Here is a 14,392-nt window from a genome sequence, read left to right as displayed (position 1 = left end):
ACACAGGATAGGTGTCCGGTTGTCCGGCTCGCCGGGGCGTCCACGGCCCTCTTGCCGCGAGGCTGCTCGCTGACATACTTACGAGGCCGTAGGTTACGGAACCGTAGCCGGGCATCAGCCGCATTCCTCACCCCACGGGGGACGTCCTTATGACCATTGGTCCCGATCTGATCGACGACGCCCAGACCCCGACAGGACCCGCCATCCCCTCCGCGACGCTGGGCGGGGACAGCAAAGGTTCCGTGGAGCAGTTCGGTCTGCTGCTCTTCATCATCGTGCCGTTTCTCGCTCTGGTCGCGGCGGTGCCGCTGGCCTGGAGCTGGGGCGGTGTGAGCTGGCTCGATCTGGGTCTGCTCGTGGTGATGTACTACGTCGGTTGCCATGGCATCACGATCGGTTTCCACCGGTATTTCACGCATGGTGCTTTCAAGGCCAGGCGTCCGCTGCGCATCGTGCTGGCGATGATGGGTTCGCTGGCCGTCGAGGGGCCGCTGGTCCGCTGGGTGGCCGATCACCGCAAGCACCACAAGTTCTCCGACGCGGAGGGCGACCCGCATTCGCCGTGGCGGTACGGCGAGACCTTCCCGGCCCTGCTCAAGGGGTTGTGGTGGGCGCACATGGCCTGGATGTTCGACGAGGAGCAGACCCCGCAGGGCAAGTACGCCCCGGATCTGGTCAAGGACCCGGCGATCCGCTGGATCTCGCGGAACTTCATCTACTGGACGGCTGTGTCGCTGGCGATCCCGCCGCTGGTGGGCGGTCTGGTGACGATGTCGTGGTGGGGCGCTTTCACGGCGTTCTTCTGGGGTTCGCTCGTGCGGGTGGCGCTGCTCCACCATGTCACCTGGTCGATCAACTCGATCTGTCACGCGGTGGGCAGGCGGCCGTTCAAGTCGCGTGACCGCTCGGGCAATGTGTGGTGGCTCGCGATCCTGTCCTGCGGGGAGTCCTGGCACAACCTGCACCACGCGGACCCGACGTCCGCCCGGCACGGTGTCCTGCGCGGCCAGCTGGACTCCAGCGCGCGTCTGATCCGCTGGTTCGAGCAGCTGGGCTGGGCGTACGACGTGCGCTGGCCCTCGGCTTCCCGGATCGATGCCCGGCGCAAGAGCGAGCTCACAGAAACGGCATGATGACAGACGTGGCGATCGAAGGCAGCAGTACCAGCGGTGGCAAGAACCGCCCGCCCGCGGCCCGGCGTGCGCGCCGGGTCCGTATGACCGGGAAGGAACGCCGCGAGCAGCTGCTGGACATCGGCCGCACCCTCTTCGCCGAGAAGGGGTTCGAGGGCACGTCGGTGGAGGAGATCGCGGCGAAGGCCGGGGTGTCCAAGCCGGTGGTGTACGAGCACTTCGGCGGCAAGGAGGGCCTGTACGCGGTGGTGGTCGACCGTGAGATGCGTCAGCTGCTCGACCTGGTGACGGGTTCGCTGACGGCCGGCCACCCGCGTGAGCTGTGCGAGCAGGCGGCTTTCGCGCTGCTGGATTACATCGAGGAGTACACGGACGGTTTCCGCATCCTGGTGCGGGACTCTCCGGTGGCCCAGTCGACGGGTACGTTCGCGTCGCTGATCAGCGATATCGCCACCCAGGTGGAGGACATCCTGGGGATGGAGTTCAAGGCCCGCGGCTTCGACCAGAAGCTGGCGCCGCTGTACGCGCAGGCGCTGGTGGGCATGGTGGCGCTGACGGGCCAGTGGTGGCTGGACGTCCGCAAGCCCCCGAAGGCGGAGGTGGCGGCGCATCTGGTGAACCTGGCGTGGCACGGCCTGGACGGCCTGGAACCGAAACCTCGGCTCATAGGCCATCGGAAGGGCTGATGGTCCGGATCAGGCGGACAACGAGGGGCGGTCCGTCACTCGCTGTGATGACCCTTCGGGATTCCGCCCGCTACCGTGAGAGGGCAGGCCGAGAATCCCCGCATGGGAGGAATCATGACCGCCGAGCCGATCGCCGGATCAAGCTGCCGCTGGCCGGTGCCGCCGCAGGACGGCTACACCGTGGACGACCTGTTCACGCTGCCCGATCTCCCGCCGCATACAGAGCTGATCGACGGGAGCCTGGTTTTCGTGAGTCCCCAGCGGGATTTCCACAGCACGATGATCGACCTGCTGATGACTGGGCTGCGCCGCACAGTTCCGCCGGAACTGAAAGCCCGGCGCGAGATGACCGTGGTCCTGGACCGGCGCAACGGCCCCGAACCGGACGTCTCAATCGTCCGTGCCGAAGCGGTGACGGGCCTTGATCAGACCCGGTTCCAGGCTGCCGATGTCCTTCTCGCCGTCGAGGTGGTCTCTCCGGACTCGGAGTCGCGCGACCGTGACACCAAGCCGCACAAGTACGCGGCAGCCGGCATCCCGTACTTCTGGCTGGTCGAGATGGCCGGCGCCAACCAGCACCCTGTCGTGCGCGTCTATGAACTCGACCCGCTGTCCAAGACGTACGGGCTGTCCGGCATCCACCACGACCAGCTCAAGGTCGGCGTCCCGTACGACATCGACATCGACATCACGCTGGACGCGCTCAAGGAGCTCTGACCGGCTCGGGAAGGGCGTCAGGCCCTGGTGATGTCCTCGCCGATGGCGAAGCCCTTCGCCGGGCCCTCCTGGATCACCGCGTCCGTGCCGTACGGGACGCGGTGTTCGTCCGTGTAGACGGCTTTCTTCGCGTCGGGCGAGGTCAGCAGGACGACCGTGCCGTCGCCGTCGTGGTCGTCCACCAGAACATAGAGCGGGATGCCCGCGCGTGCGTACTCGCGGCGCTTGCGGATCCTGTCCCGCTGCTCGTTCTGCCTGCCGGGTGAGACCACCTCGATGACCGCGGACACTCCGGCGGCATCGACTCCGAGGCCGTCCTCGTCCGGGATCTCGTCCAGATCGAGCGGCCCCACGAAGAGGTCCGGGATCCACGATTTTCGGTGATGGATCACGTTGACGTCGTGGTGGACAACTTCTCCGTGGTCTCCACCTGCCAGGTGAGCATCCAGCGCTCGGCGGATTCGTCCGATGAGCACGCCATGACGGCGGCGGCCAGTAGGTGACACCTCGATGGACCCCTCGATGATCTCGGCCCGGTAGCCCTCGGGGAGATCCATGGCTTTCCACGCCTGCCAGAGGACCTCGTCCAGGTCGGAGACCGGGTCGTCGTCCACAGCCGGGGAAACCTCGTGTGCGAGAGCGGTCATCGTGAAGCACCTCCTCCATCAGTGTGGGCGCGGGCGCCACAGCGGCACAAGCGACACCGCCAAGTTAGGCAGCGCGGTACCCCGGTGCGCACGGGATGCTGTCCGATCATCCGAAAGGGTGAGGTCAGGCCACCGGCTCCAGGAATTCGATGCGGTTTCCGGCCGGGTCCCAGGAGTAGAAGCGGCGGTGGCCCGGCAGGTCGCCGTCCCACTTCACCTTCGCGCCGTGTGACTTCAGCCGTTCCGCGTACGCCTCGATGCCGGTGACGCGCAGCGCCGGGTGGGCCTTCGCCGAGGGGCGGTGGTCCTCTTCCATGCCGAGGTGGAGCTGGACCGGGCCCGTCTGGAACCAGCAGCCGCCCCGCGCGGCGAGGACCGGGGGCTTGGGGATCTCCGTCATGCCGAGCGCCTGTGTGTAGTAGGCGCGGAGTGCGTCCTCGGTGCCGGGTGGGGCGGCGAGCTGGATGTGGTCGAAGGCGGTGATCATCGGGTCTCCTTGCGTGCGACGGCGAAGATGCGGCGGAACGGGAAGACCGTGCCGTGCGGGCCCGGCGGGTATGCCTCGCGGAGCAGGTCGCGGTATTCGGTGAGGAAGGCGGTCGTGGCCTCCTCGTCGTCGGCGAGCGCGGTGAGTACGGGGCGCAGGGCGGTGCCCTTGACCCAGTCGAGGACCGGGTCGTCGCCGGTGAGGAGCTGGAGGTAGGTGGTCTCCCAGATGTCCGTGGTGCAGCCGAGACCGGTGAGGCGGGAGAGGTAGGCGGCGGGCTCCAGGACCGCTCCCGTACGGTCTCCGACGCCGGAGAGCCGGGACTTCCAGCGCGGGGATTCGCGCAGTGCGGCGAGGATCGTGTGGCTGGGTGCGGTGAAGTTGCCCGGCACCTGGAAGGCGAAGGTGGCGCCGGGGGCGAGGGCGTCGAGCCAGTCGGGGAAGCGGTCCGCGTGGCCGGGGACCCACTGGAGCAGGGCGTTGGAGACGAGCAGGTCGTACGGTTCGGCCGGGGTCCAGGTGGTGGCGTCCGCGGGGGCGAAGCCGAGGCGGGGGCCCGCGTACCGCTGGGCCTCCGCCAGCATCTGCGGGGAGTTGTCGAAGCCGGTGATCCGGGCGTTCGGCCAGCGGTCGGCGAGCAGGGCGGTGACGTTTCCTGCGCCGCAGCCGAGGTCGGCGATGGTGGCCGGGGTGCCGGGGATACGGGCGAGGAGGTCGTGGAAGGGGCGGGTGCGGTGGTCCGCGTGGCGCAGGTACTGGCGCGGATCCCAGGTGGGTGCGGTCATGGAGTCAGCATTCCCCCGAAACTCTCTCGATGTCAAGATAGTTGTCGTCGAGATAGTCGATACCAAGAGACTTCATGTCGACAGACCCTCTACACTGATCCACATGGAGGATGAGGTCGACCGGCTGGTAGCTGCATGGCGTCGCGAGCGCCCCGACCTCGACGTGGAACCACTTGAGGTCCTGAGCCGCGTATCCAGGCTGGCGCGCCATCTCGACCGCGCCCGCCGGCTCGCGTTCTCCGAGCACAGTCTGGAGCCCTGGGAGTTCGACGTCCTGACGTCGCTGCGCCGTGCGGGCGACCCGTACCAGCTCTCCCCCGGACAGCTGCTGACCCAGACCCTGGTCACATCGGGCACCATGACCAACCGCATCGACCGGCTCGCCACCAAGGGACTCGTCGAGCGGCTGCCCGACCCCAGCGACCGGCGCGGAGTGCTGGTGCGGCTGACCGACGAGGGGCGCGACCGTGCCGACCAGGCACTGGCCGGGCTGCTCGCCCAGGAGCGCGCCCTGCTCGCCGAGCTCTCCCGCACCCAGCGCGGCGAACTGGCCAGCCTGCTACGCCAGTTGACCGCCCCGTTCGACAACATCCCCTAACTCCGCCGGCCCGACACCCGCCCGTCTCGCCAGGGCGACCGCGGCCAGTGTGGAGTGCACTCCGAGCTTTCCCAGCACGTTCTGCATATGGGTACGGACGGTGTGCGGGGAGAGGAAGAGCCGCTCCGCCACCGCCTTGCGGCCCAGGCCCGCGACCATGCACCGCAGCACCTCGCGCTCCCGGGGCGTCAGCGCCTCGACCAGCAGCTCGCCCTCGGAGCGGTGCCGGTGGGCCAGGGTCAGCTCCCGCAGGACGCCGGTGAGCAGTGCGGGCGGCAGATGTGTCTCGTCCCGCAGGACGCCCCGTACCACCGCGAGCAGGCGCTGCAGCGAACAGTCCTTGGCGACCCACCCCGAAGCCCCCGTCCGGAGCGCCAGCGCGGCCCGGCGGGGGTCGTCCCGCGCCGCGAGGACGACCGTGCGCAGCGCGGGCCGGGCCGCGCGCACCGCCGCGGCCAGCGAGATGCCGTCCTCCGGGGCGCTCTCCCCGTCGGCGGGGACGGCGGCCGGGCGGGCGCCCCACCCAGGGGCGACGCCCAGGTCGGCGTCGGCCAGCAGCACATCGAAGGGGCGCCCGTCCGCCGCGGCCCGGTCCAGGCAGCGCAGCGCGGCCGGCCCGCTGCCCGCTGCCGTGACCTCCACGTCGGGTTCGGCGGCGAGGGCCGCGGCGAGCGATTCGGCGAAGATGCGGTGATCGTCGACGACGAGAACACGGATATGACCCAGCTGACCCATAGGAACCCCCACGCCCGCGCACCGGCCCCCACCGGTGGCTCTGATTCAGCGTACGGGCGCGCACCGGACTCGTCCGGTGATTGGCGAACACCGGTGGGTGACGGGCGCCCACCGGTGACCGGGTATCTCACCTACGGCCGGCCGTCCCTCAGGCCACCCGGCGCGTGGCCGCCTCTCAGGCCACCCGGCGCGTGGCCGCCTCTCAGGCCACCCGGCGCGCCCCCGCCGATGCCGTGGCCGGGAAGATCCGCGGCGCCGTGTACCCGGCCCCGGCGAACGCCTCCGTCACCGCCTTCGCCACCGCGTCCGCGTGCACCTCGTCGACCAGTACGACGGCCGAGCCGCCGAACCCGCCGCCGGTCATCCGCGCGCCCAGCGCGCCGCCCGCGTTCGCCGCCGCCACCACCAGGTCCAGCTCCTCGCAGGAGACCAGCAGGTCGTCGCGGAGCGAGGTGTGGCCGTCGGTGAGGATCGGGCCGATGCCGCGTATGTCGCCCGCGTCGAGCAGCGCGACCGTCCGCGCCACCCGGTGGTTGTCGGAGACGACATGGCGGACGTAGCCGCGCACCTTCGGGTCGGTGAGCCTGGCCAGTGCGTCGGGCAGCTGCTCGTACGCCACGTCGCGCAGCGCGGGGACGCCCAGGATCCGGGCGCCCTCCTCGCAGCCCGCGCGCCGCTCGGCGTACGCGCCGTCCCCCAGGGCGTGTTTGACCCTGGTGTCCACGACGAGCAGCCGCAGCCCCTGCGCGGCCAGGTCGAAGGGGACCTGTCGTATCGAGTGGTCCCGGCAGTCGAGGTGCAGGGCGTGGCCCTCGGCGCAGCAGGCCGAGGCCGTCTGGTCCATGACCCCGCAGGGCACCCCGACGAAGTCGTTCTCGGCGCGCTGTGCGATCAGGGCCAGCTGGTTGCAGTCCAGGCCCAGTCCGTACAGGTCGTTGAGGGCGAGCGCCGTGACGACTTCGAGTGCGGCGGACGAGGAGAGTCCGGCGCCGGTGGGGACGGTGGAGTTGAGGTGGATGTCGGCGCCCGTCACCGGGTGGCCCGCCTCGCGGAGCGCCCAGACGACGCCCGCCGGGTAGGCCGCCCAGCTGGTGTTGGTGAGCGGTTCGAGTTCGTCGGTGCGGAGCTGGACGACGCCGCCCTCGATGTCCGCCGAGTACAGCCGCAGTACGCCGTCGGTGCGCCGCGAGACCTGGGCGACGGCGGTGTGCGGCAGGGCGAGCGGCATGACGAAGCCGTCGTTGAAGTCGGTGTACTCACCGATGAGGTTGACCCGGCCTGGCGCGGCCCAGGTGCCCTCGGGCGCCGCTCCGTACAGCTCCTCGAAACTCATTCCTCAGCAACTCCCCTGCGTCGGGACAACACTGTCCTGGCTGATGTGCTGTGCGAAGGCCCAGGCGTCGGAGACGATCCCGGCCAGATCGGAGCGCGAGGGGGCCCAGCCGAGCCGCTCGCGTGCGGTGTCCGCGGAGGCGACGAGCGCGGCCGGGTCGCCCGCGCGGCGGCCTGCGGCCTGTTCGGGGACCGGGTGGCCGGTGACCTTGCGTACGGTCTCGATGACCTCGCGGACCGAGAAGCCGCTGCCGTTGCCGAGGTTGCAGATCAGGTGCTCGCGCGGGGCGGCCGCGTCCAGGGCGAGCAGATGGGCGTCGGCGAGGTCCGCGACATGGATGTAGTCGCGGACGCAGGTGCCGTCCGGGGTGGGGTAGTCGTCCCCGTACACGGAGATGGCGTCCCGGCGGCCCTGGGCGACCTGGAGGACCAGCGGGATGAGGTGCGACTCGGGGTCGTGGCGCTCGCCGTAGGTGCCGTAGGCGCCCGCGACGTTGAAGTAGCGCAGGCTGACCGCGGCCAGGCCGTGCGCCGCGCACTCGCCGCTGATCATGTGGTCGACGGCGAGCTTGGTGGCGCCGTACGGGTTGGTCGGCGCGGTGGGCGCGCTCTCCCTGATCGGTACGGTCTCGGGCTCGCCGTAGGTCGCGGCGGTGGAGGAGAACACCAGGGTGCGCACCCCGGCGGACCGCATCGCGGCGAGCAGCGCGGTGGTGCCGCCGACGTTGTTCAGCCAGTACTTCTCGGGGTTGACGACCGACTCGCCGACCTGGGACGAAGCGGCGAAGTGCAGCACCCCGTCGAAGGAGGGGTCGAGCCACCGGGCGGCGTCCTGGATGCGGCCCTCGATGAACGCGGCGCCGGCGGGGACGGACTCGCGGAAACCGGTGGAGAGGTCGTCGAGCACGGTCACGTCGTGACCGGCCTCCAGGAGGTGGGCGGCCACGACACTGCCGACATATCCCGCGCCACCGGTGACCAGGTACTTCTTGCTCACTTGCTCGCTACCTCTCGCAGTCGCTCGGCCGCGGTCTCCGGCGGCACGTCATTCACGAAGACGTTCATGCCCGACTCGGAACCCGCGAGGAACTTCAGCTTGCCCGAAGTGCGGCGAATGGTGAAAAGCTCAAGATGCAGGGCGAATTCGTCCCGGTTGATGCCGTATCCGTCCAGCTCCCCGAAGGGTGCCTGGTGGATGGCGGAGATGTACGGCGTCGGGGGCTCGCCCGCTCCGTCCCTGCCGCCGCCCGGCGCACCTTCCTTCCCGCCGCCCGCACCGTCGAAGATCCGGTCGAAGCGCTTCAACAGTTCCAGATACATCTGTGGAAACTCTGTGCGCGCGTCGTCGCCGAGGAAGCGCAGATCGGGCACGCGCTGCTTGGGGTAGAGGTGCACCTCGTACGGCCAGTGCGCGGCGTACGGGACGAACGCGACCCAGTGCGCGCCCTCCAGCACCACCCGGGTGCCGTCGGCCACTTCGCGTGCGACGGTCTCGTCGAAGAGGTTCCGGCCGCCGCTGCTCTCCTGGAACGCCTCGGCGGAGCGCAGCATCAGGGCGGTGCGCGGGGTGATGAAGGGGTAGCCGTAGATCTGGCCGTGCGGGTGGCCGAGGGTCACGCCGATCTCGGCGCCGCGGTTCTCGAAGCAGAACACCTGCTTGACGGCGGGGAGTTCGGCCAGTTCGGCGGTCCTGTCGGTCCAGGCGTCGAGGACCAGGCCGGCCTGCTCGGGGGTGAGGTCGGCGAAGGAGGCGTCGTGGTCCGATGTGAAGCAGACGACCTCGCAGCGGCCGGAGTCACCGGCGAGCGAGGGGAAACGGTTCTCGAAGACGGCGACGTCGTACTGCGCGTCGGGGATCTCGCTGAGCCGTCCGTCGCGCGAGGGGCAGAGCGGGCACTCGTCGGCCGGCGGGTGGTACGTGCGGTCCTGGCGGTGCGAGGAGATGGCGACCGCGTCGCCCAGCAGCGGGTCGGTGCGGATCTCGGAGTCGGTGGCGACGGGGCCCAGGGGGCGCCGGTCCACGGCGTCCCGGACCACGTCGTCCCGGCCGTCATAGTAGAGCAGCTCACGACCGTCGGCGAGACGGGTCGATGTCTTCTTCACTCTGGCGCTCCTCGCCCACTGCTACCTACCCAAACAGAACCGCACACAACAAACCACAAGCCAACAGAACAGTCAATGCGTATGCAGCAAGCGCTTTCATCAGGACATACCAACCACCCCGATCACAATCAAACAAAGAACACCAGGCGTGTGTTCAATTTTTGAACATGTAGGCGTAGGTTCCACAGCGGAAAAGTTCTGGCAACGAAGCGAGTACTCATGCAATACCTGGCTGCCGGACTCCGGCTCCCCACGAACGGGCTCGACTACACGATTCTGGCGATCTACTTCATCGTGGTCCTGGGCATCGGATTCGCCGCCAGAGCGAGCGTGAAGACGAGCCTGGACTTCTTCCTCTCCGGCCGTTCACTGCCCGCCTGGGTCACCGGCCTGGCCTTCGTCGCCGCGAACCTCGGCGCGACCGAGATCCTCGGCATGGCGGCGACCGGCGCGCAGTACGGCGTGGCCGTCGTCCACTGGTACTGGATCGGCGCCATCCCCGCCATGGTCTTCCTCGGCCTGGTGATGATGCCCTTCTACTACAAGTCGAAGGTGCGCTCCGTACCGGAGTTCCTGCTGCACCGCTTCGACAAGTCGGCGCACCTGCTGAGCTCCATACTCTTCGCCTTCTCGGCGGTCCTCATCGCGGGCGTGAACCTCTACGCCCTGTCGATCGTCGTGGAGGCGCTCCTGGGCTGGCCGCAGTGGGTCGCGATCGTCGTCGCCGGCCTCTTCGTCCTCATCTACATCACCATCGGCGGTCTCTCGTCGGCGATCTACAACGAAGTACTGCAGTTCTTCGTCATCCTCGCCGCGCTGATCCCGCTCACCATCCTCGGCCTCAAGCGGGTCGGCGGCTGGGACGGCCTCTCGAACACGCTCACCAAGAGCAAGGGCCATGACTTCATGACCGCCTGGGGCGGCACATCGATCGGCCACGCGAACCCGCTCGGCGCGAACTGGCTGACGATCATCCTGGGCCTGGGCTTCGTGCTCTCCTTCGGCTACTGGACGACGAACTTCGCCGAGGTGCAGCGCGCGCTCTCCGCGAAGAACCTCTCGGCCGCGCAGCGCACCCCGCTGATCGCCGCCATCCCGAAGATCTTCATCGTCTTCCTGGTGATGATCCCCGGCCTGGTCGCCGCCGTCATCGCCCCGAAGATCGGCACGCCCGGCTCGGACCTCACGTACAACGACGCGATCCCGCTGCTGATGCAGGAGCTGCTGCCCAACGGTGTGCTCGGTATCGCGGTGACCGGTCTGCTGGCCGCCTTCATGGCCGGTATGGCCGCCAACGTCTCCTCGTTCAACACCGTCTTCACGACGGACATCTGGGCGCGGTACGTGAAGAAGGACAAGCCCGACGCGTACTACCTGCGCTTCGGACGGCTGATCACGGCGATCGGTGTGCTGGCCTCCATCGGCACGGCCTTCATCGCCGCCAGCTTCTCCAACATCATGAGCTACCTCCAGACGCTGTTCTCCTTCTTCAACGTCCCGCTGTTCGTGGTCTTCATCATCGGCATGTTCTGGAAGCGCGCCTCGATGAAGTCCGGTGTGTGGGGCCTGCTCGCCGGTACCACGGCCGCGATGGTCAACTACTTCTGGATCTACAAGCAGGGCATCATCGACATCCCGACCGACCAGGGCGCCAACTTCGTCTCGGCGATCGTCGGGTTCGTCGCCGGTGCGGTCGTCATGGTGCTCGTCACGCTCTTCACCGCGCCCAAGCCGGTGGCCGAACTGGCCGGTCTCGTATACGGGACGGAGTCGCCGGACGCCCCGGAGGCGCCGGCCGAGGGGGACGACGCCTGGTACCGCAAGCCGGCCCTGCTCGGCTGGGGCGCGATCGTCGTCGCCGCCCTGTGCTACCTGCCCTACTCGCTCTGATCGGAGGCACCCACCATGTCTGAACTGCAGAACGAAGTCTCCGAACTGGAGAAGAAGTCCGCGACGGCGGCCCGCCTCTTCGACATCCGGCGCATCATCGGCGGACTGTTCGTGGTCTACGGCGTCATCGTCACGATCGCCGGGTTCACCGCGTCCGACGCGGATCTGAAGAAGGCCCAGGGCGTCAACATCAACCTCTGGACCGGGCTCGCGATGCTCGTTCTCGGGCTGTTCTTCCTGGTCTGGCTGTGGCTGCGCCCGGTGGCGCCGCCCACGCCGCAGGAGGCACCGGCCGAGGAGAAGACGCCGTAACGGAAGATCCCGTAACGGCCGTACGAGGGGCCGGACTTCACTTCGGTGAGTCCGGCCCCTCCGGCGTGTCCGGGCCGGTGGCGTCCCGTGCGGCCGGGTTCCGAGAGGCCGCGTCCCGGCCGGTGGCGTCCCGTGCGGTCGGCGTCGCCCGTACCGCCGCGTGGTCGAGCAGCCCGGTGCGCGCGGCGAGCGCCGCCGCCTCCAGCCGGGAGCCGACGCCGAGCTTCACCAGGATCCGCTGCACATGCGTACGGGCGGTGCTCGGCGCGATCCGCATCCCGGCCGCGATCAGCCGGGTGTCCTCGCCCTCCGCCACCCGGACCAGCACATCGACCTCGCGCGAGGTGAGCAGGCCCAGCAGCCGCTGCCCCTCGTCGTCCGGCTGCGCCACCGGGTGGAGCAGCTCGGTGAAGACGGCCTGCAGCAGCTGCGGCGCGACCGCGGTCTCCCCCGCGCGCGCCTGGGCCATGGCCCGCTCGACGCCCTCCATGCGCTCGTCGTGGCGTACGTAGCCCGAGGCTCCGGCGGCGAACGCGGCCGCGATACCTGACGAGTCGGTCACCGGGCCCAGCACCACCACGGACACCTGCGGCCGTTCCCTCTTGATCCGCGCGACCGGGTCGAAGACTCCGGGCCCGCCGGGTGCGGCCGTGCCGAACAGACAGACGTCGGGCGCCCGGCTCACCACGAGGTCGGCCGCGCCCCCGGTGGGTGCGGCCGCGGCGAGCACCCGGTGCCCGCGGAGTCTCAGCGCCGAGGCGAGTGCCTCGGCGAGCAGTCGGTGGTCGTCGACCACTATGAGCCGCACGCCCATGGAGCAGTCCCCCTGTTCCCCGTACCGGGAGCGGTCCCGGCTTTCCTGCCCCGGCAAGTTACACGCCCGTACGGCTCCGCGCGCCCCCGACGGCCATAGTGCGCCGTCCCGTTGGGGCCCGACGGCGCCCGCGTACGCCGATGGGGGCGCCCCCGTCACCGGGTGGCGCCCCCATCGGGGTGTCCGGGGAGAGTGCCCCGGGGCCTGCGGTCAGCTCGTGCCGAAACCGATGGCCAGGTAGTGCTTCTCCGAGTCGGACGACGTGTACTCGCTGAGCGTGTCGTCGGCCAGATACAGCCGGCCGTCGGCGAAGCGGATCTCGGCGCTGTCCGGCAGGAAGGTGGACTCGGCCCCGCGGACCGCCTCGTCGCTGGGGTTGTTCATCAGCAGCGTCTGCTTGAGCGTGGAGCCGTTGATCGAGACGACCTGGCCGCCCTTGTTGTACGGGCCGGTCTTGTACGCGATGACGTTGGAGCCGTCCATCCGCACCGGATAGGACGTGTAGCCCCCGCCCGCGTCGGCGCGGCCCGGGACGGCCTTGCCGGTGCCCAGGTCGAAGGCGACGATCTCGTTGGTCTGGCCGATCGCGTCACCGGTGCCGTCGTGCTGCTCGGTCGGGACGTACAGCCGGTCGTCGCCGACGACCAGGTTGGTGCACTGCTCGACCTCGGTGCTCCCGCACTTGCCGCCGTACTTGTCCGCCTGGGCCGGGATCCGGGCACGCAGCTTGCCGGTCTTCGCGTCGACCGAGAAGTAGTCCGAGATACCGCTGCCGTCGCCCGCGGTGTCGCCGACGTCGGCCGCCACGACCAGCGGGTCCGTGGAGACGATATGGGCGTACTCGACACCCGCCGGCATCTTGAAGGAGGAGAGCGGTGCGCCCGTCTTCGGGTTCAGGTTCTGAACACTGATCTGCGGACTGTCGTAGTCGCCGCACTTGCGGACGGCGACCAGGGTGGTGGCGCCGCCGCCGTATCCGGCGTCCTCGCACTGGTCGGTGGAGACCTTCGGCGCCCAGCGCAGCTCGCCCTTCTCCAGGCCCCAGGCGGCTCCGCCGTGGGTGCTGCCGGTGGCGACGGTGTCGCCGCCGAGGGTGACCTCGTCGACGCTGACCTTGTCGTCACCGTCCTTGTACGACTTCTGCCAGAGCAGCTTGCCGCTGTCGAGGTCGAGCGCGGCGACCTCCGAACAGCCCCAGAACTGCTTGGCCTTCGTCGGCACCTTCGGCTGGAAGGCGATGGCCGTCTTGTCGTCCTTGCTGACATGGCTGGTCGCGGCGCAGAGCGGGCCCGGCAGCGGCAGCTTCCAGACCTGGCGGCCCGAGACCGCGTCGTAGCCGTAGACCGCGTCGACGCCGGACTTCACATACAGCTTGTCGGTGGTCCAGGAGCCGTCGACGCCCGTGACGTCGCTGACCTTCGGGGCCGGCAGCTGGAAGAGGACCTTGGAGCTGGTGTCGGCGGGCACCTTCTCCTTGCCCCCGCTGCCCCCGGTGTCGCCGCCGCTCTTGTCGTCGCGGCCGGTCGGGCCCGCGGTCGACACGTTGGCTTCCTTGTCGCCCTTGCTCGACGAGTAGACGAAGCCCGCGGCGACGATCAGCACGATCGCGACGACCGCGGCGGTGATGATCTTCGCGTCGATGCCGAACTTCCCGCCACCGGCGCCGCCTCCCGTGCTGCCGGGCTGCGGCTGCATGGGCTGCGTCGGGTACTGGTACGCGGGTGCGCCGGGCTGCTGCTGGGGTGGCTGCTGGGGCTGCTGCTGCTGCTGCTGCGGGAAGCCGTACCCGGGGGCGCCCGGCTGTTGCTGCTGCGGATAGCCGTAGCCCGGCTGCGGGGGCTGGGCCTGCGGATAGCCGTACACCGGGCCCTGCGGGGACCCGGCCTGCGGCGGACCCGCGGGCGGGCCGCCGGCCGGCGGGGTCTGCGGTGCCGGCGGGGTCTGCGGTGCCGGCGGGGTCTGCGGTGCCTGGGGCGGCATCTGCGGCGGGACCGGCGGGGTGTTCGGGGGCGGGGTGTTCGGCGGAGTGTTCGGCGGCGGGGCCGGGGTGCCGTATCCGCCCGCCGGGGACTCCTTGGGTGCGCCGAACCCTCCCGGCGGCGGTCCGTTGGGCGGCTGGGGTGGCTGCTGGGGCGGCTGTGTCATCTTTCTGC

Annotated in this window: 15 protein-coding genes; 6 read left to right on the top strand and 9 right to left on the bottom strand. The window is 69.8% G+C overall.

The window, feature by feature from the left end:
• The first annotated feature begins 149 nt into the window (after nucleotides 1-149).
• The 3 genes from OG510_RS23150 (at nucleotide 150) to OG510_RS23140 (ending at nucleotide 2,536) form a co-directional block, all read left to right on the top strand.
• The gene (locus OG510_RS23150) at nucleotides 150-1,133 is read left to right on the top strand and encodes an acyl-CoA desaturase (RefSeq protein ID WP_406139262.1); all 984 of its coding nucleotides are present in this window, start codon (nucleotides 150-152) and stop codon (nucleotides 1,131-1,133) included.
• Nucleotides 1,130-1,819, top strand: coding sequence for a TetR/AcrR family transcriptional regulator (locus OG510_RS23145; protein WP_203600799.1), 690 nt, complete (start codon nucleotides 1,130-1,132; stop codon nucleotides 1,817-1,819). The genes OG510_RS23150 and OG510_RS23145 overlap by 4 nt, the downstream gene beginning before the upstream one ends.
• Before the next feature lie 114 nt (nucleotides 1,820-1,933).
• Nucleotides 1,934-2,536: a Uma2 family endonuclease gene (locus OG510_RS23140; RefSeq protein ID WP_406142496.1), complete on the top strand. Its 603-nt coding sequence runs from the start codon at nucleotides 1,934-1,936 to the stop codon at nucleotides 2,534-2,536.
• 17 nt (nucleotides 2,537-2,553) lie between these two features.
• Here OG510_RS23140 and OG510_RS23135 read toward each other — a convergent pair whose 3' ends face one another.
• The 3 genes from OG510_RS23135 to OG510_RS23125 all read right to left on the bottom strand — a co-directional run bounded on the left by OG510_RS23135 (nucleotide 2,554) and on the right by OG510_RS23125 (nucleotide 4,455).
• Entirely contained in the window at nucleotides 2,554-3,183 is a 630-nt protein-coding gene (locus tag OG510_RS23135) for a Uma2 family endonuclease (protein ID WP_406139260.1), read from the bottom strand.
• A 124-nt stretch (nucleotides 3,184-3,307) separates the two neighbouring features.
• Nucleotides 3,308-3,670, bottom strand: coding sequence for a VOC family protein (locus tag OG510_RS23130; RefSeq protein WP_406139259.1), 363 nt, complete (start codon nucleotides 3,668-3,670; stop codon nucleotides 3,308-3,310).
• The gene (locus OG510_RS23125) at nucleotides 3,667-4,455 is read right to left on the bottom strand and encodes a trans-aconitate 2-methyltransferase (protein WP_406139257.1); all 789 of its coding nucleotides are present in this window, start codon (nucleotides 4,453-4,455) and stop codon (nucleotides 3,667-3,669) included. The genes OG510_RS23130 and OG510_RS23125 overlap by 4 nt, the downstream gene beginning before the upstream one ends.
• A 103-nt stretch (nucleotides 4,456-4,558) precedes the next feature.
• On the opposite strand from OG510_RS23125, the gene OG510_RS23120 reads away from it, so the two are divergent.
• Entirely contained in the window at nucleotides 4,559-5,053 is a 495-nt protein-coding gene (locus tag OG510_RS23120; RefSeq protein WP_164267265.1) for a MarR family winged helix-turn-helix transcriptional regulator, read from the top strand.
• On the opposite strand, the gene OG510_RS23115 is transcribed toward OG510_RS23120, so the two are convergent.
• The 4 genes from OG510_RS23115 to galT form a co-directional block, all read right to left on the bottom strand.
• On the bottom strand, nucleotides 5,015-5,779 hold the full coding sequence (locus tag OG510_RS23115) for a LuxR C-terminal-related transcriptional regulator (protein ID WP_406142495.1): 765 nt from the start codon (nucleotides 5,777-5,779) through the stop codon (nucleotides 5,015-5,017). The two genes, OG510_RS23120 and OG510_RS23115, sit on opposite strands and share 39 nt — an antisense overlap.
• A 211-nt stretch (nucleotides 5,780-5,990) precedes the next feature.
• Nucleotides 5,991-7,121 (bottom strand): galactokinase, encoded by a 1,131-nt coding sequence (gene galK / locus OG510_RS23110; protein WP_406139256.1) that lies wholly within the window; start codon nucleotides 7,119-7,121, stop codon nucleotides 5,991-5,993.
• Nucleotides 7,122-7,124: 3 nt separating this feature from the next.
• A complete protein-coding gene (gene galE / locus OG510_RS23105; RefSeq protein WP_406139254.1) occupies nucleotides 7,125-8,117 on the bottom strand; it encodes a UDP-glucose 4-epimerase GalE in 993 nt (330 codons plus the stop codon).
• Nucleotides 8,114-9,223 carry a galactose-1-phosphate uridylyltransferase gene (gene galT / locus OG510_RS23100; protein ID WP_406139253.1) on the bottom strand — a complete coding sequence of 370 codons (1,110 nt, stop codon included), beginning with the start codon at nucleotides 9,221-9,223 and terminating at the stop codon, nucleotides 8,114-8,116. Before galT ends, galE begins: the two co-directional genes overlap by 4 nt.
• A 219-nt stretch (nucleotides 9,224-9,442) precedes the next feature.
• Between galT and OG510_RS23095 the strand changes: the two genes are divergently transcribed.
• Both OG510_RS23095 and OG510_RS23090 read left to right on the top strand, forming a co-directional pair.
• Nucleotides 9,443-11,113 carry a sodium:solute symporter family protein gene (locus tag OG510_RS23095; protein WP_406139252.1) on the top strand — a complete coding sequence of 557 codons (1,671 nt, stop codon included), beginning with the start codon at nucleotides 9,443-9,445 and terminating at the stop codon, nucleotides 11,111-11,113.
• Between the two features lie 15 nt (nucleotides 11,114-11,128).
• Complete coding sequence (locus OG510_RS23090; protein ID WP_164266931.1) at nucleotides 11,129-11,425, top strand: hypothetical protein; 297 nt, start codon at nucleotides 11,129-11,131, stop codon at nucleotides 11,423-11,425.
• Nucleotides 11,426-11,462: 37 nt separating this feature from the next.
• On the opposite strand, the gene OG510_RS23085 is transcribed toward OG510_RS23090, so the two are convergent.
• Both OG510_RS23085 and OG510_RS23080 read right to left on the bottom strand, forming a co-directional pair.
• Nucleotides 11,463-12,239 carry a response regulator transcription factor gene (locus tag OG510_RS23085; RefSeq protein ID WP_406139251.1) on the bottom strand — a complete coding sequence of 259 codons (777 nt, stop codon included), beginning with the start codon at nucleotides 12,237-12,239 and terminating at the stop codon, nucleotides 11,463-11,465.
• Nucleotides 12,240-12,449: 210 nt separating this feature from the next.
• Nucleotides 12,450-14,384: a PQQ-binding-like beta-propeller repeat protein gene (locus tag OG510_RS23080; protein ID WP_406139249.1), complete on the bottom strand. Its 1,935-nt coding sequence runs from the start codon at nucleotides 14,382-14,384 to the stop codon at nucleotides 12,450-12,452.
• Between the last annotated feature and the right edge of the window lie 8 nt (nucleotides 14,385-14,392).

It is taken from the genome of Streptomyces sp. NBC_01089 (assembly GCF_045162975.1).
GTDB lineage: Bacteria > Actinomycetota > Actinomycetes > Streptomycetales > Streptomycetaceae > Streptomyces.
The sequence above is the reverse complement of the archived record's forward strand: the minus strand, read 5'-3'. Positions and strand labels throughout refer to the sequence as shown.